12 protein-coding genes are annotated in these 16,321 nt (G+C 65.3%); 9 read left to right on the top strand and 3 right to left on the bottom strand.

All coding sequences use genetic code 11. The annotated features are described in order from the left end of the window. Nucleotides 1-4 precede the first annotated feature (4 nt). Nucleotides 5-1,981 carry a winged helix-turn-helix domain-containing protein gene (locus ACYVGS_RS09440; protein ID WP_460588434.1) on the bottom strand — a complete coding sequence of 659 codons (1,977 nt, stop codon included), beginning with the start codon at nucleotides 1,979-1,981 and terminating at the stop codon, nucleotides 5-7. A gap of 419 nt (nucleotides 1,982-2,400) precedes the next feature. Here ACYVGS_RS09440 and ACYVGS_RS09435 point away from each other — a divergent pair, with 419 nt between their 5' ends. The 8 genes from ACYVGS_RS09435 to ACYVGS_RS09400 all read left to right on the top strand — a co-directional run bounded on the left by ACYVGS_RS09435 (nucleotide 2,401) and on the right by ACYVGS_RS09400 (nucleotide 14,116). Continuing rightward, complete coding sequence (locus tag ACYVGS_RS09435; RefSeq protein WP_460588433.1) at nucleotides 2,401-5,037, top strand: TonB-dependent receptor plug domain-containing protein; 2,637 nt, start codon at nucleotides 2,401-2,403, stop codon at nucleotides 5,035-5,037. A gap of 73 nt (nucleotides 5,038-5,110) precedes the next feature. Continuing rightward, nucleotides 5,111-6,697 (top strand): flavin monoamine oxidase family protein, encoded by a 1,587-nt coding sequence (locus ACYVGS_RS09430; protein WP_460588432.1) that lies wholly within the window; start codon nucleotides 5,111-5,113, stop codon nucleotides 6,695-6,697. Beyond that, nucleotides 6,694-7,383, top strand: a complete 690-nt coding sequence (locus ACYVGS_RS09425; RefSeq protein WP_460588431.1) for a c-type cytochrome — start codon at nucleotides 6,694-6,696, stop codon at nucleotides 7,381-7,383. Before ACYVGS_RS09430 ends, ACYVGS_RS09425 begins: the two co-directional genes overlap by 4 nt. Before the next feature lie 2 nt (nucleotides 7,384-7,385). Further along, a complete protein-coding gene (locus ACYVGS_RS09420; RefSeq protein ID WP_460588430.1) occupies nucleotides 7,386-7,853 on the top strand; it encodes a RidA family protein in 468 nt (155 codons plus the stop codon). A 34-nt stretch (nucleotides 7,854-7,887) separates the two neighbouring features. Further along, nucleotides 7,888-8,715 carry a sulfite exporter TauE/SafE family protein gene (locus ACYVGS_RS09415; protein ID WP_460588429.1) on the top strand — a complete coding sequence of 276 codons (828 nt, stop codon included), beginning with the start codon at nucleotides 7,888-7,890 and terminating at the stop codon, nucleotides 8,713-8,715. Between the two features lie 42 nt (nucleotides 8,716-8,757). Further along, nucleotides 8,758-9,912 (top strand): pyridoxal phosphate-dependent aminotransferase, encoded by a 1,155-nt coding sequence (locus ACYVGS_RS09410; protein WP_460588428.1) that lies wholly within the window; start codon nucleotides 8,758-8,760, stop codon nucleotides 9,910-9,912. A gap of 53 nt (nucleotides 9,913-9,965) precedes the next feature. Further along, nucleotides 9,966-11,027: an efflux RND transporter periplasmic adaptor subunit gene (locus ACYVGS_RS09405; RefSeq protein ID WP_460588427.1), complete on the top strand. Its 1,062-nt coding sequence runs from the start codon at nucleotides 9,966-9,968 to the stop codon at nucleotides 11,025-11,027. After that, complete coding sequence (locus ACYVGS_RS09400; RefSeq protein WP_460588426.1) at nucleotides 11,024-14,116, top strand: efflux RND transporter permease subunit; 3,093 nt, start codon at nucleotides 11,024-11,026, stop codon at nucleotides 14,114-14,116. Before ACYVGS_RS09405 ends, ACYVGS_RS09400 begins: the two co-directional genes overlap by 4 nt. A gap of 85 nt (nucleotides 14,117-14,201) precedes the next feature. On the opposite strand, the gene ACYVGS_RS09395 is transcribed toward ACYVGS_RS09400, so the two are convergent. Then, nucleotides 14,202-14,408 carry a DUF2788 domain-containing protein gene (locus ACYVGS_RS09395; protein ID WP_460588425.1) on the bottom strand — a complete coding sequence of 69 codons (207 nt, stop codon included), beginning with the start codon at nucleotides 14,406-14,408 and terminating at the stop codon, nucleotides 14,202-14,204. Nucleotides 14,409-14,413: 5 nt separating this feature from the next. Continuing rightward, complete coding sequence (locus ACYVGS_RS09390) at nucleotides 14,414-14,848, bottom strand: OsmC family protein (RefSeq protein WP_460588424.1); 435 nt, start codon at nucleotides 14,846-14,848, stop codon at nucleotides 14,414-14,416. Nucleotides 14,849-14,994: 146 nt separating this feature from the next. On the opposite strand from ACYVGS_RS09390, the gene ACYVGS_RS09385 reads away from it, so the two are divergent. Beyond that, nucleotides 14,995-16,239, top strand: coding sequence for a nitrate- and nitrite sensing domain-containing protein (locus tag ACYVGS_RS09385; protein WP_460588423.1), 1,245 nt, complete (start codon nucleotides 14,995-14,997; stop codon nucleotides 16,237-16,239). Nucleotides 16,240-16,321 lie beyond the last annotated feature (82 nt).

Below are 16,321 nucleotides of genomic sequence, written 5' to 3'. Positions count from 1 at the left end.
CCAATCAGCCCAGGGGGCTGCCCGGGAGTGGCCAGGCGTTGTTGCGGCTGAGGAAGCGCTCCTGCCGGTAGGCCTCGCCGGCTTCCGGGCTCAGGCCGACGCCGGTGATTTCCCGCATTGCCATCACCCCCTCCATCAGGGTGCGTTGCCAGGACAGCCCCAGGTCCAGGTATTCCAGCAGCTGCTGGTAGCGGGGGTGGTCGATGATGTCCGCGGGGAAGTAGCGCTCGCTGACGTGGATCATGTTCAGGGCCTTGCGTTTCTGCAGGGGTTCCAGCCGGGCCCAGAAGCTGATCCCGCGGTCCAGGTCGCCGAGGGTGAAGGCGACAACGCCGTTGTTGAAGAAGTAGTCCTGACCCCGCTGGTAGATGGCCTCCAGCGCCGGCCCGTCGACGGGCAGCTTGCCGGACAGCGCGGCGATAATTTGTTCGCTGTAGTCCAGGGTCAGGCCCTCGCTGTCTTCTTCGCGCAGCCGCTCCAGGTACCACCGCGCCTCCTGGGTGCGCCCCGCCGCGAACAGGTCCCGCGCCAGCGGCCCCAGCATGCCGATGTGCTTGGGGCGCAGCATCAGCTGGTCCTTGCGCAGGCGGATGGCCTGCTGCGGCTCGGCGATGGTTACCCGGTAGTCCCAGCTCTCGTCGGGGGTCAGCTCGTAGGGGCGCGTTTCCCGGGCGGCATTCAGAAAGCCCTCGGCCTCCTCGTAGAGGCGCGCGCCGATGAGGAACAGCGCATAGTGTGCCAGGGCGTAGCCGGGGGCATCCCCGGACAGGATCTGGCGACGCAGTATCGATTCCTGTCGCCGGTACTCGGAGCCGGCCATGCGCATCTCGATGGCGCGGATGGATTCCAGTACTGCGTGTTCGGGCGCGATCGACGCGACATCGCGGTGGACCTCGGAGACGCGCCGGAGCAGGTGACGCTGTTTCTCCAGGCGGCTGAATACCGAGAGATTGTTGGCGGCAGTGGCGATCCCCAGGTGGGCATTGATGAAATGCGGGTCCAGCTCGGTGGCGTCCTGGTATAGCCCCATGGCGCGTTCGAAATCCCGTGGGTTGAACTGGTTGTAGTAGAAGTCGCCCTTCATGAAGCGTTCGTAGGCGACGGCATTGGTGGTGCCCCAGTCGTACATCCGCGCCCGCTGTTCCTCATCCAAGTGAATGCTCAGGGCCGTGACGATATTGGAGACGATGTGGTCCTGTACGCTGAACACCCCGTCCTGACCCAGCTCAAAGCGTTCCGAGTACTCGTGGATACCGTCCCCGCTGCGCACCAGCCGCACCAGCAGGCGCTGCTTGCCGTCGGCCTGTAGCAGGGTGCCGCCGAGAACGTGGTCGACGGTATCGGCGACGTCCCCGGACTGCCCCGCATCCAGGGCCACCACCCGCACCGCGCGCAGGCGTGCCAGCTGGTTGATCAGGCTGGTGCGCAGGCCGTGGTGCAGGAGGCTGGTCTGTTCTTGCCCGCCCCCGGGTACGCTGAAGGGCTCCACCCCGATAGTCACGACACCGCTGCGGCTGGGCGCAGGCCGGTGCTCCAGGGCCATTGCCAACAGACCGACCATGACCACCAGCGTGCCCAGACTGACTGCCAGTTTGCGCGGGTCCAGACCGGCAGTGAGCTGGCGCCAGAGGCTGCGCCAGCGCTCGCTGGCGGGGTGGCGATGTTCCCGGGTCGTGGGTGTCTGCAGCATCCGGTAACCGCGACGCGGCAGGGTCTTGATGAACTGCTGGCCGCGGACACTGTCGCCCAGCGCTCCGCGCAGCTCGGAGATGGCCTTGTGCACCGCGTGGTCCGAGGCCACCGGGCTCCAGAAGCGTTCCAGCAGCTCCTGACTGGTGACGACGCGGTCGGCATTCTCCGCCAGGTACACCAGCACGTCCATGTTGCGTGGCGTGAGCTTGGTTTCCTGGCCCTGGCAGCGGAGCAGGCAGGGCTCCGGCAGTACCTCGTAGGGGCCGAGATAAAACGGGTCTACTGACATGCTGTCCGTTCCCCCTGCACTGAAAACTGGCACGCCTGCCCCGTCAGAGCGTCTTTTCTGGTGCAGCGCCAGTCCGCTGGTGCTGCAAACCCGGTGCATCCGGTCATGTGTTTCCTATGTTCACAATCCCGTGATGTCTGCAGCAAATTTGATGCCATCGGGGCTCCCAAATGCCGATCGGAAACCTCCGGGAGGTTTCGGGAGGAAAAAGAATCAAGAAAACAGCCCCCCGGGAGGACTTTCAGGTTACCCGGTCGTTACAAATGTTCACGTCAGGCACGACATCCCGGCTGGCCGCTGCCAATCGGGACGCAAAGAACCTTCACTGTTCTGGTGCGTGCCTGGGATGGGTCCGGTGCCGGCATACAGCCCGCTTCCACCCCGATCTTTGATCTAGGCATCTCAGGGGGAGATTGATCGTGAAAAAGATTCCAGGTAGCACCCGTTTTAGTAAAAGCCTGTTGGCAGTGTCCGTCGGCATCGCGGTGGGGGCAGCGCCTCAGGTCATGGCCGCGGACGACGTCTCACTGGTGGGCGAGCTCGAGGAGGTGATTATCACTGGTGCCCGAGGCAAGCCGCGCTCGGTCACCGATTCGCCGGTACCGGTCGATGTGTTTACGGCCGAGACCATTGGGGAAGTTTCCTACACCGATACCAACGATGTTCTCAAGACATTGGTGCCTTCCTTTAATGTCTCGCGACAGCCGATCAGTGACGGCGGCACCTTTGTGCGCCCCGCCCAGCTGCGTGGCATGCCCACCGACAAGACCCTGGTGCTGGTGAACTCCAAGCGCCGGCACCGTTCCGCGCTGGTGACCATCGGCGGCTCCGGTACCCAGGGCCCGGATATCGCGACCATACCGACGTCGGCGCTGAAGAGCGTGGAGGTACTGCGCGACGGCGCCGCCGCCCAGTACGGTTCGGATGCGATTGCCGGGGTGATCAACTTCATCCTCAAGGACAACCGCGAGGGCGCCAGCCTGACGGTGGAAAGTGGCGAATACTCCGAGGGGGACGGATTCCAGAAAACCGTCCAGGGCAATATCGGCTTTCCGCTGGGGGCCAGCGGTTTCCTCAGCATCTCCGGGGAAATGAGCGAGGCGGATGCCACCGATCGCAGCGAACAGTACTGCGGTTCCTGGTTCTGTCTCGACCAGGACAACCCGGTCTATGACTCCAACGCCTGGTACACGGCGTTCACCGAGGATCCGGAGTTCATGGCGGCGGCGCGCTCGAGCGCCAATATCGGCCCGGGGGACAATGTGCAGCCCTGGGGTCAGCCGAACACCGAGGCGAAGCGTGTATTCTTCAATGCCGGTTATGACCTCAGCGGCGACATGTCGCTCTACGCCTTCGGTAACTACTCCGAGAGCGAGGCGGATGGCGGCTTCTACTACCGCTACCCCTACAACGGCACCATCGAGGACCTGCGCGAGCCGGACGGTTCCATCTACTCCCCCCTGGAAAAATTCCCGGGCGGTTTCACCCCGCGCTTCTTTGGCAAGGTCTCCGATTACTCCCTGGTGGGTGGCCTGAACGGCACCCTGGACAACGGCCTGGGCTATGACCTCAGCGCCCGGACCGGCCAGAGCAAGATCGAATATACCCTGCGCAACACCGTGAACCCCTCCATGGGCCCCGATTCTCCCACCGCCTTCCGGCCGGGGGATCTGATCAACGAAGAGTCTCAGCTGCAGGCGGATTTCTCCTACGAGATCGACACCGAGGCCGTTGGCCCGCTGCTGGTGAGCTTTGGTCTCAGCTACATGGACGAGTCCTATGAAGTGTCGGAGGGTGGCGAGGCGTCCTATGTGGCCGGCCCCTATGCGGTCCAGGACCCCTGGGGGCTGTGCAACGCGGACGGCAGTGCCAGCGGCGCCGGCCTGAATGCCATCGCCGGTGGCTCCAGCCTCGACTGCGCCGATCCGGACGACCCGGTTTACCAGGTGGTGGGTGTGGGCTCCAACGGCTTCCCCGGCTATTCACCGGAGTACTCGGACACCTACAGTCGCGACTCCTATGCAGCCTTTGTCGACCTCAGTGCCGACGTCACCGACCGGCTCTTTCTGCAGGCGGCGGTCCGCTTCGAGGACTATTCCGACTTCGACTCCGAGGTGGTGGGCAAACTTGCCGCGCAGTATGACGTGACCGAGAACTTTGGCATTCGCGGTTCATTTGGCACCGGCTTCCGGGCGCCGACGCCGGGGCAGCAGGGGACCATCAACGTCTCCACGCGCCTGCCCGATGGCTTCCCCGTTGCCACCGGGCTGTTCCCCGCCGGTAGCGATGTGGCCCAGGCTCTCGGCGCCTCGCCCCTGGAGCCGGAAACCTCGACCAACTATACCCTGGGCTTTACCTACACCCTGGGCAACCTGGACATGACGGTGGACTTCTACCGCATCGACGTAGCGGACCGCACCTACGCGGTATCGGCGATGGATGTGTCGACCGACCCGAGCAGCGGTGTCGCCTATGACAACTACCTGGCGCTGGCCGGCGCCGGGGTGTCCGGGGCCGAGACCATTGGCGGGGTCTTCTACTTTGCCAATGCCTTCGACACGGTGACCGAGGGCGTGGACATTGTCGCCACCTATCCGCTGGAGTGGGGCAACGGCGGGGTGACCACCCTCACGGCGTCCTTCAACTACAACACCTCCGAGTTCGATTCCGATCCGAGCGCCTTCCTCAACGACGAGGACCAGTTCGATTTCGAGAACTTCGATCCCGAGTGGCGCGGTGTGTTCACGCTGCGACATACCCAGGGCAACCTGAGCCTGATGGCGCGGGCCAACTACTACGGCTCCTACGAGAACGCCGAGGGCAACGGCGCCGATCAGACCATCCAGGAGTACGGCTCCGAGGTGCTGGTAGACCTGGAGGGCCGCTACTACTTCACCGACCATCTCTCCCTCGCCCTGGGCGGTCGCAATGTCTTCGACACCTACCCCGACAAGGACGAACTCGGCGACATGTGCTGCGGTGCGGTGTACATGTCGGACACCGTGGTGAGCTGGCAGGGCAGCTACTACTACGCCCGTCTCAACCTGGACTTCTGAACCGTCTGATCAATGCCCCCGCCGCCAGGGGCGGGGGCCATCCACTCACTGATCGTCTTGGGAAGGGATTCGCGTGACTTCAACCATCAGCCGCAGGGATTTGCTTCAGGCACTGGGACTTGCCGCTGGCAGCGGTGCTCTGATCGCCGCCGGCGGCAGTCTCGGCATGCTGCCGACGCCGGCTGCCGCAACGGTTCTCGACCACGCCCGTCTGGGGCGCCAACCACGCCGGATCGCGATTCTCGGCACCGGCATCTCCGGCCTGGTGGCCGCTTATGAACTGCAGCGCGCCGGGCACGAGGTTACGTTACTGGAAGCCTCCCACCGTCCCGGTGGACGCGTCTTTACGGTGCGCCACGGGGATCTGATCGACGAGATTGGCAACCGTCAGTACTGCGAGTTCGACGATGAGCCCCACCTGTATTTCAATGCCGGTGCGGCGCGGATTCCCAGTACTCACCACAACATCCTGCATTACTGCCGCGAGCTGGGCGTGGAGCTGGAGGTTTTTGTTAACGAGAGCAAGACGGCCTGGGTACAGGATGACCGTCTGTTGGGCGGCAAGCCGATACGCAATGTCGAGTACACCACGCATTTGCGCGGTTTCATGGCTGAACTGTTTGCCAAGTCGATGACCCGTGCCGAGCTCGAGGCGCCGGTCTCCCGCGAGGATACCGAGCAGCTGTTGCAGGTGCTGCGGCGATTCGGTGACCTCGACGAGGATCTCATCTATCGGGGCAGTGTGCGCGCCGGCTATGCCAGTGGCGGTTTCCTCGAGCACGGCAGCTCGCGCGAGACGATCGGGCTCCATGCGCTCCTGCGATCTCCCTATGCGTCGCAGCTTTTGCAGGCCAGCGAGGGGGAGACCGGGCCCATTCTGATGCAGCCGGTGGGCGGCATGGACCGGATTGTCTCGGGCTTCGTGCGCGCACTCGGTGACCGCATTCGCTACCGGGCGCCGGTCCAGGCAGTGCTGATGCGCGATGATGGTGTCGATGTGGCCTACGACCAGGGCGGTCGCCGCCACTGGCTGCGGGCAGACTATGTGTTCAACTGCATTCCCAGTCACCTGCTGACGGGCTTGCAGAACAACTTTTCCCGCCCCTACCGGCGCGCCCTCGGGCACATCCGTCGGGGCGAGGCCTTCAAGGGCGCCTTCCAGGCACGCACCCGCTTCTGGGAAGCGCAGGACATCTACGGCGGCATCACCTGGGTGAACGCGCCGATACGCCAGATCTGGTACCCCGCGCACGGGATTCACCGCGCCAAGGGCGTGATCCTTGGGGCCTACGACTTCGGTCACGGCATGCACTTCACCAACCTGACGCCCGCTCAACGTATTGAGGCCATGCTGGCTCAGGGGCAGAAAGTCCACCCGGACTATCGCCAGCAGGTGGAGAAGGGCATCACCGTCGCCTGGCACCGGATGAATCACATACTCGGTTGCGCTGCCCGCTGGACCGACAGCTACCGCGCCCTGAATGCCACCGAGGAGCGACTGATGCATACCCTGGTCGAGCCGGAGGGGGGGCGCCACTTCCTGATTGGTGACCAGGTCAGCCAGCACGTTGCCTGGCAGGAGAGTGCCGTTCTTTCGGCGCATCGCGCGCTGGAACGCTTTGCACGGGACCAGGACGCGGCCGCGGAGACACCGGCATGAAGACTCGGCCACGGCGCGCTTTGTCCCTTTTCCTCCTTTGCCTGGGACTTGCGGGCCTGTCGCTGGAGGCGCTCGGGGAAGACGCCCGGGAGCCCTATGACGATTTCTACTGCACCACCTGCCATGGGGCCGACGGTCGCGGCAATGTCGGGGTACAGGCGCCGCGACTGGCGGGCATGGAGCCCTGGTATCTGCGCCGCCAGCTGGAGAAGTTTCGCGATGGCCGGCGCGGTACCCATCCGCAGGATGTCGAGGGCCGTGCCATGCGTCCCATGGCCACGCCGCTGAGCGACGACAGCATCGACGCGCTGGTGAACTGGGTGGGCAGTTGGCCCCAGGCCGCGGTTGCGAAAACCGTCGCCGGGGATGTCGATGCCGGGCGCCGCTGGTACGCCGGCTGCAGTGCGTGTCACGGCGCGGACGCCAGCGGCAACCAGGCCCTGGGGGCTCCCGCCCTGGCGGGTCAGAACGACTGGTATCTGCTTACCCAGCTGCGCAACTTCCGCCTCGGTTATCGCGGTCGGCACCCCGCGGACAGCGAGGGCGCCGCCATGGCCGCGGCGGCGCAGACCCTGCCCGACGAACAGGCCCTGGTGGATGTCATTGCCTATCTCAATACGCTCGCGCCGCCGGACACCGTCGCCGCCGGAGCAGCGAATCGCCATACCCAACTGCAAGGAAACTGACCATGAAAATGCCCATCACTGCCTCCCTGCTCACTGCGCTGCTGTGTGCCGGGCCGCTCGCCGCCGCCGACGCGATCAAACGCGAGGGGGAGGGCAAGCTCTTCTACACCACGATCGAGATACCCGCGGGTGCGGAAACCCTCTATCTCAGCGGTTCCGGCGCCTCCCCCGACGCCGATGGCAACTGGGGCGACATGGAGGCCCAGGCCATCGATACGCTGGCGAAATTCAAGGAGACCCTCGAGAGCCGCGGCTGGTCGATGGCGGATGTCGTGCAGGTGCGTGTCTTCGCGGTCGCGGGTGAGGACGGGAAGCTCGATTTCGCCGGCTTCAATCGCGGTTATATGCAGTTCTTTGGCACCGAGGAAAACCCCTCCAAGCCGGTGCGCTCCTTCGTGCAGGTCGCCGATCTGGTGGTCGACGGCTGGCTGGTGGAGATCGAGGTGCGAGCGGCCCGGATGCCCCAGTGAGCGTGGGCTTATTCCCGATCAATCCTGTGAGTGAATGGAACAGACAATGGGTGTCGATGTGTTGACCTTTATAGCACTACTTTCCGGGGCCGGAATCATTGCCGGTCTCACTGCCGGGCTGTTCGGGGTAGGCGGCGGTTTTGTGGTGGTGCCGGCCCTGCTGGCGGTATTTCCCTTCCTGACCGACAACACCGAACATCTGATGCTGGTGGCCGTGGGTACTTCTCTGGCCACCATTGTGGTGTCTTCAGCGCGGGCCATGTTTGCCCACGCCAAGCGCGGTGCCGTGGATTTCCAGGTACTCAAGGACTGGGCGGTGTGGCTATTGGTCGGGGTTGCCGGTGGCTTGCTGGTGGCTTCGCTGATCGACGGCAACCGTCTGATCATGGTCTTCGCGGTCGGTGTGCTGCTGTATTCCGTCTACTTCCTGTTCCCGGACGCCTTCGAGCGCTTCAAGGGCAAGCTGGAAATGCCCCACGGGCCCGGGCGCGCCGTGCTGGCCAGCGTCCTCGGCGGTTTTTCCTCCCTGCTGGGTATCGGCGGCGGAACGGTCACGGTACTCACCATGGTCCTCTGCAACCGGCCGGTGCACCAGGCCGTGGCAACCGCTTCCGGGGTAGGGGTGTTGATCGCGATCCCAGGTGCCATTGGCTTCATGTTGCTGGGCCTGAATGCCGAGAACCTGCCCCAGGGTTCCATCGGCTACATCAACATTCCGGCGCTGATGGCGGTGGCCGCCTTTTCGCTGGTCACGGCGCCGATTGGCGCTCGCCTGGCCCATAGCCTCGACGAGCGTCAGCTCAAGCGGGCCTTCGGTATCTACCTGGTTCTGGTGGCGGCGGCGATGTATGCCAAGGCCTGATTTTTTCGACCTCTTTCAGAACGTCTCATCAAGGAGAACGCCATGTCTGTTTCCATGAATCGCCGACTGTTCCTGGGTGCCGCCGCGGGCGCTGCTTCCCTGCTTGCCGGGGGGCGTCTGGCGGGCGCGGCGGGGCCCGCCGCGGCTGCGCCACTGCGACCCAGCGTGAGTTACGGCCCCGCTGCGGGAGTGGCCAAGCTCAACGCCAACGAAAACCCCTTCGGGCCGAGCAAGGCGGCGCTCGCCGCGGTACAGGAGGCCAGTGCCCAGGGCGCCTACTACGTCAATGACAGTGCCCTCAAGCTGCGCGCGATGATCGCCGAGTACCACGGTCTCTCACCGGAGTACATCACCCTCAGTGCCGGCTCCAGTGGCGGCCTGGTCGCGGCGGCGGTGTTGGCCGGACAAAGCGGCAATATCCTGGGGCCGGACCTGTTCTGGGACACGACCTCCTTGAGTATCGAGAATCAGGGCCTGGGTAGCATCGAGCGTTTGCCGAAGCGCGCCGACATGGCGATTGATCTCGATGCCATGTATGCGGCGATCGACGACAGTATCGCCATGGTGCAGGTGACCAACCCCAATAACCCGACCGGCATGTTGCTGGACGCCGGCAAGCTGCGGAGCTTCTGCACCCGCGCGGCGCAAAAGACCCTGGTGCTGGTGGACGAGGCTTACAACGAGCTCACCGATATGCCGGCAGCCAACAGCATGGTGCCGCTGGTCAAGGACGGGCACCGGGTGATCGTCGCGCGGACCTTTTCCAAGATTTATGGTCTGGCGGGGCTGCGGGTAGGCTATCTGATTGCGCCGCCGGATATTATCGAGGCGATGGGACGCTACGGACTGGGCTGGTACGGGCTGAACCAGGCGGGCCTTGCGGCGGCCATTGCCAGCTATGAGGACCAGGCCTTCATGGATATGTCCCGCAGCAAGATCCGCGAGGGCCGCGAGATGGTGATGTCGGCGGTCAAGGCCAATGGCCTGAGTGCGCTCCCCTCGCAGACCAATTTCGTCTTCGTCAACCTCGGTGATCTCAATGCCGAGGCTTTCCGCGCTGCCATGGCCGAAGAGAAGGTGCTGATTCGCGGTATTTACCGCGACTATACCCAGTGGTCGCGGGTCAGCATGGGCCAGCTTGCGGACGTGCAACGTTACGTCGATGCGCTGCCCCGGGTGCTGGAGAAACTGTCCTGACAGGGGACTGTCCGAGAGGCCCGGTCCCGCAGGGGCCGGGCAAGTGGGGAGTGATGAGGAAATACCGAATTCTGGTCGCGCTGCTGTTCGCGCTGCTCTGCACTGGCTGTGAGCAGGCGCGGCATCCCGCAGCTGCAGGAGCGCCGCGGGAAGTTGCCGTCGAGCTGTGGCATGTGCAGCAGACGACGGTCGCCGAACATATCGAGTCCGTGGCCACTCTCGCCGCCCGCGAGTCGGTCGCGCTCAGCTTGCAGGTCAGTGGCAAGGTCAGCGCATTGCACTTCGAGGACGGTGACACGGTGGCCGCGGGGCAGATGTTGCTGGAGCTGGATGCTACCGAGGCGGCGGCGCGCGTGGCCGAGGTCGAGGCGGCCCTGGCGCAGGCGCGACTGGAACTGCAGCGTTTGAGCAGACTGGGCGCGGATATTTCCACGCGCGCGGCGATCGACATCGCGCGGGCGAGCGTGGCGGCGGAAGAAGCCCGGCTGGCGCAGGCGCGGGCCATTCTGGAGGAGCATCGTCTGCGGGCGCCCTTTGCCGGAGTTCTGGGCTTTCGTGAGGTCAGCGTTGGCGCCCTGATCACGCCGGGTACCGAGGTGACCCAGCTCGACGCCATCGACCGTCTGAAGCTGGATTTCACTGTGCCGGAAGTGCACCTTTCGCGCCTGCGAGTGGGCGACAGTGTGGAGGGACACAGCCCGGCCTGGCCGGACCAGGTATTTGTCGGCAGCGTGCGCAGTATCGGCAGTCGGGTCGATCCGGTGACGCGGGCGGTGACAGTGCGCGCCACCCTGGACAATGCCAGCGGCGAGCTGCGGCCGGGCATGCTGCTGACGGTCAATCTGCTGGCGGGAGAGCAGACGGCGCTGGTCGTGCCCGAGCAGGCCCTGTTGCAGCGGGGGGGCAGCAGTTTTGTCTACAGCGTCGATGACGCGGGCCGTGCCTTGAGCGTGCCGGTGCGTATAGAGCGTCGTGTGGAAGGCGGTGTGCTGATCGAGGGCGAGCTCGTGCCGGGGACGCCGGTTGTGCTGCGCGGGCACCTCAACCTGCGCGATGGCACGCCGGTGCGCGCAGTGGCGCCGGGCTCCCAGCTGGCCGAGGGGCCCGCCGCGTGAGGCTCTCGGATCTGTCGGTGCAGCGCCCGGTCTTCGCGACCGTGCTCGCGCTGTTGCTCGCCGCCTTTGGTGCCATGGCCTTCTCCCAGCTCTCGACCCGGGAGTACCCGGATGTCGCCGCCCCCCAGGTGTCGGTGAGCACCAGCTACCGGGGAGCCGCAGCCGACGTCGTCGAGACGCGCATCACCCAGGTGCTGGAGGAGGAGCTGGGGGGTATCGAGGGGGTGCGCAGTCTCCGCTCCAGCAGCATCGACGGGCGCTCCAGCATCAACATCGAGTTTGACCTGTCGAGGGACATTGATGCCGCCGCCAACGATGTTCGCGACAAGGTGGCGCGCGCGCTGGATCGCCTGCCCCAGGAGGCGGAGAGTCCGACGGTTTCCAAGGCCGACAGCGATGCCTCGCCGATCATCTATATCAGCCTGGAGGCAGCGGACCTGCCACTGGTCGAGGTTACCGATTACGCCGAGCGCTATATCAAGGACCGTTTTGCCGCCATCAATGGGGTGGCGTCGGTGAACACTTACGGCGGTGGTGCCCGCGCCATGCGCATCTGGATCGACCGCCACAAACTCAACGCACGGGGCCTGAGCGTCAGTGACGTGCTGGAAGCCCTGCGCCGTGAGAACATCGAACTGCCGGCGGGTCTGGTCGAGTCGACCCGTATGGAGTTTCCCCTGCGCCTGCAGCGCGCCTACCGCAGTGAGCGCGAATTCCGCGAGCTGGTGGTTACCCGCGGTACGGACGGGCACCTGGTACGCCTGGGCGAGCTGGCCCGGGTGGAGATCGGCAGTGAGGACAGCCGCCGCCTGTTTATCACTAACGGCCGGGAGAGCATGGCCCTGGGGGTGGTCAAGCAATCCAACTCCAATACCGTGGAAGTCCTGGCTGCCATCCGTGCGGAGATCGAGTCGGTCCGCGCGGACCTGCCCGACGGTATGGAAATCTCCGCATCCGGCGACGCCTCGGCCTTCATTCGCGCCGCCATCAGCGGTGTGTACTGGACCCTGGGGATCACCACGGCACTCGTGGCCGCGGTGATTTTTCTGTTCCTGGGCGCCTGGCGGGCGACCCTGATTCCGGTGGTCTGCATACCCTTGTCCCTGCTGTCGAGCTGTATCGCCCTGCTGGCGTTTGGTTACTCGGTCAATTTGATCACGCTGCTGGCGATGGTGCTGGCCATCGGTCTGGTGGTGGATGATGCCATCGTGGTGCTCGAGAATATCCACCGGCGTGTGGAAGAAGGCGAGCCGGCGCTGCTGGCGGCGTCCCGGGGGGCGCGCCAGGTGGGCTTCGCCGTGGTCGCTACCACCGCCGTACTGCTGGCGGTATTCACGCCGATTGTCTTCATGCAGGACATGACCGGGCGGATATTCGCCGAGCTGGCGGTGGCGATTTGTGTCGCGGTCATCGCCTCGTCGGTGCTGGCCCTCAGCCTGGTGCCGATGCTGTGCAGCAAGCTGCTGCGCCCCCAGGCGCGGCGCTCGCTGCTTGATCGCAGTGTCGGCAGTGCATTGCAGGGCCTGTCACGCGGCTACCGCAGCAGCCTGCAGTGGACCTTGCGGCGACCGCTGTTGATGCTGATTCTACTCTCGCTACTGGCACTGCTCGCCTTCCAGATGCGCGACCAGCTGCACCTGGAGCAGGTGCCGGTGGAAGACCAGGATACGGTGCTTGTTCTGGCTCGGGCGGAGCAGGGCACAGGCATTGACAGCATGCGCCAGGTGATCGAGGCCTTGCAGGCGCCGGCGCTGCAGCGAGCAGCTGATGGCACTATTCCCCGCGTGCTGTTCGTGTCGCCCTCGTTTGGCACCACGACCCCCGATGGTGCCTTTTCGCGAATCTCCATGGTCAGTCGCGACCAGCGCGACTACTCGGCCTTCGAGCTGCGCGATGCGCTGATGCGCGAGTGGCGCGAGATTCCGGGTGTCCGCGTCATGGCATTCCTGCCCTCGGGGCTGGGGCAGGGCGGCGCCAATACGCCGGTGGAGTTTGTGCTGCAGGGACCCGATTACCGCAGCCTGGCGCAGTGGCGCGATATTGTGCTGCGCGAGGCCGGTAGCAGTGGTCTGTTCGGCAACCTGGACAGCGATCTGCGCGAAACCCAGCAGCAGCTGCATCTGCATACCGACCTGGACCGCGCGGCGGCGCTGGGGGTCAGCGCACGCGCCCTGGCCGAGGCTCTGCAGGCACTGATGAGCGAGCAGGAGGTGTCGACCTTCAGTGAACGCGGTGAGGAATATCCGGTTATCGTTCAGCTGGAGCGAAGCCAGCGCAGCAGCCCGGATGACGTGCGCAATATCTTTGTCCGCAGCGACAGCGGCGAGTTGATTCAGCTGGCCAACCTGGTGAGCCTGGAAAGTCGCGCCGGTATCAGTGCCTTGCACCGCTACAACCGCATGCGTGCGGTAACCCTGAGTGGCAGCCTGGCGCCGGGCGTTAGCCTCGGCGAGGCCCTCACCTTTCTCGAGGAGGTGGTCGAGCGCAAGTTGCCCCCCATGGCGAAGGTGGATTATCGCGGCGAGTCTCTCAATTACAAGGAGTCCACCGGCGCGCTCTACGCAACCTTTGGCCTCGCCCTGCTGGTAACCTTCCTGGTCATGGCGGCACAGTTTGAAAGTTTCGTGCACCCCACGGTGATCATGATCACCGTGCCGCTGGCCGTGGTCGGGGGGCTGGGGGGGCTGGTGCTGACGGGCCAGTCCTTCAATATCTTCAGCCAGATCGGCCTGCTGATGCTGATCGGAATCGCGACCAAGAACGGCATTCTTCTGGTGGAGTTCATCAACCAGTTGCGCGATGCCGGGCGAGCCTTCGAGGACGCCATCCTGGAGGGCTGCCAATTGCGTCTGCGTCCGGTGTTGATGACCACGGTCTCGACCCTGGCGGGGGCTCTGCCGCTGATGCTGATGAGTGGACCGGGCTCGGCCAGTCGCAATGTGCTGGGCGCGGTCATTCTGTTTGGTGTGGCGCTCGCCACGCTGTTTACACTCTACCTGGTGCCCGGGCTGTACTACCTGCTGGCGCGTCGCACCGGATCCCCGGAAACCATTGCCCGGCAGATGGCCGCACTGGAGCGCGCTCAGTGATGGGTGGCATCACCGTGAGGGCGGTGATAACCCGCGGGAAGAGGATCGGTATCCTGGGGGCGCGGGGGCGAGCACTGCCCGCGGCTCAAAGCCCGCCGTGTTCCATCAGGTAGGTGATTGCCACCTTGATCAGGAAGCCGAAGATCCCGAGTGCCAGGGCGATATAGAGAATGAAGGTGCCAAAGCGGCCGGCGTCGCTCCGCCGCGCCAGGTCCCAGACGATAAAGATCATGAACAGGATCAGGGCACCCACGCCCAGGGTGACACCGTAGTCGGTCAGCCAGCGGTCCATGCTGCTCAGGCGACTGTCACGTCGGCCTCGAGGTGGACCTCCGCGTTCATGGAACTGGTGATCAGGCAGGCGGCCTCGGCCTTCTCCAGCACCCGCCGCGCCTTCTCCGGGTCGCTGCCCTCGGGGACGCTGAGACGCGCGGCGACGGTGACCGCGGTAAACCGGGTGACGCGCTCGACTCGGTCCAGGGTGCCGGTAGCGTCGCACTCGAGACTCGTCCACGTCAGGCGGGAAGCGCTGGCCACGGCACGGAAGGTCAGTATGAAGCAGTCCGCCACGGCACCGAGGAGCAGGCTCTCCGGGGACCAGTAACCCTCGGGGCCGCCGAACTCGGGGGGCGGCGTGGTCTCCAGAACCGGCAGCTTGTCGCCCTCAAGCCTGACCGGGCCGTCACTGCTGCCCCGGGCGTGGACGCGGTAGTGGTGTGGGAAATCCTGCATACTCTACTCCTGCTGCGTGTCGTCAGGCCTGGACCTGACGCCATGATAACGCCGGCAGCGAGTCCAGGCCATCGGCATTGCCGTGTCGGTGTGCTGGCCCGCTCCTTGCATCGTCAAGAATATGTCCACTGTTTTGCGATGCCTCCATGTCCCAGTCCGCCGCTGATTTCCTGATTGCTGCCCGCCAGAGTGAGATACGCACCCTGCAGCATTTGCTGCCGCGGGTGCGCCTGGTGGTGATTGTCAGTGGCCTGGTGCATGCCCTGCAGCGCGAGCGTGGCGCCTCGGGCATTTTTACCGGCTCGAGGGGGCAGCGTTTCCGCCAGCAGCGGCGGAACCTGGTGAGCGCCACGGACCAGCAGGTGCTGGCCTTCGATCAGCTGCTGGCGGACCTGGAGCGCGACGAGGCCCTGCAGCAGGCGGGCAGCCACCTGCTCAGCCGGCTGGCGCGAGTGCTCCACCAGCTCGGTCGACGCGATGCGATTTTGCGCGGCACCGCGCGCCTGGAAATGGACGAGGATCGGATCTACGACTTTTACACCGGACTGATCCAGGACCTGCTGGGCGTGGTGTTTGACATCGCGGATACCGCGACCGATTCCGCGGTGACGCGGGCGCTGGTCGCGCTGCTTCACTTCATGCAGGGGAAGGAGCTTGCCGGTCAGGAGCGCGCCCTGGGTGCCTTGCGCCTGGCCAGCGGCCGGCTGTGTGCCCAGCGCAGCGAGAAGCTGGTCGTCTTGCAGGAGGGCCAGCGCCGCAGCTTGGAGGTCTTCTCGCGCTTTGCCGACGCGGGCAGCCTGGCGGTCTGGCAGTCGTGGCTTGCCGACGTATCCAGCCAGCAGGCCCTGGACGACCTGCGCGCTCACGTCGTGGCGCGGCAGTCGGAATCCTCGTCGGACGCCGATCTCAGTGAGACCTGGTTTGCCGTCTGTACCGCGCGCATCGATGCCATGAAGGCGGTGGAGGATCAACTGTCGCTGCATCTGCGCCACGCCGCGGAGGAGAGTCTGGCGGCGTCGCGCCGGGAGTTTGCCGCCTGCCACCGGGAGGTGCATGCCCTGGCCCAGCTGGACCGTCTGTCGGAGCAGCCGGAGGCGGCGCTTGTCGGCGACGGCGAGGCGCTGCGACCCGGCATGCGGCGCTCCCTGATTGATCTGTTGGAAGAGCAGACCAGCCGGCTGGCCGACCTGCAGGAAGCGCTCGAGCAGGCGCGCACGGCGCTCGCCGAGCGCCGGCTGGTGGACCGCGCCAAGGCCCTGCTGATTCGACACCGCGGCCTTTCGGAACACGAGGCGCACAGCCTGCTCCGCCGCATGGCGATGAACCAGGGCTGCAAGCTGCCGGAAGTGGCGCGGGCGGTCCTCAACCTGTCGGAGGTTTTCGGTGGCTAGCTGCGCGAATTTGAGGCGTCTGCACAGCGCTGGTGCGCACAGAGCGTGCGTGGCCGCACGTTCGGAGACCCCTGAAATAGGC

This window comes from Haliea atlantica (genome assembly GCF_054779855.1).
The sequence above is the reverse complement of the archived record's forward strand: the minus strand, read 5'-3'. Positions and strand labels throughout refer to the sequence as shown.

Coding starts and splice junctions, on each gene's coding strand:
- ACYVGS_RS09440 (WP_460588434.1), bottom strand. CDS start 1,981: ATGTCAGTAGACCCGTTTTATCTCGGCCCCTACGAGGTACTGCCGGAG.
- ACYVGS_RS09425 (WP_460588431.1), top strand. CDS start 6,694: ATGAAGACTCGGCCACGGCGCGCTTTGTCCCTTTTCCTCCTTTGCCTG.
- ACYVGS_RS09420 (WP_460588430.1), top strand. CDS start 7,386: ATGAAAATGCCCATCACTGCCTCCCTGCTCACTGCGCTGCTGTGTGCC.
- ACYVGS_RS09415 (WP_460588429.1), top strand. CDS start 7,888: ATGGAACAGACAATGGGTGTCGATGTGTTGACCTTTATAGCACTACTT.
- ACYVGS_RS09410 (WP_460588428.1), top strand. CDS start 8,758: ATGTCTGTTTCCATGAATCGCCGACTGTTCCTGGGTGCCGCCGCGGGC.
- ACYVGS_RS09405 (WP_460588427.1), top strand. CDS start 9,966: ATGAGGAAATACCGAATTCTGGTCGCGCTGCTGTTCGCGCTGCTCTGC.
- ACYVGS_RS09395 (WP_460588425.1), bottom strand. CDS start 14,408: ATGGACCGCTGGCTGACCGACTACGGTGTCACCCTGGGCGTGGGTGCC.
- ACYVGS_RS09390 (WP_460588424.1), bottom strand. CDS start 14,848: ATGCAGGATTTCCCACACCACTACCGCGTCCACGCCCGGGGCAGCAGT.
- ACYVGS_RS09385 (WP_460588423.1), top strand. CDS start 14,995: ATGTCCCAGTCCGCCGCTGATTTCCTGATTGCTGCCCGCCAGAGTGAG.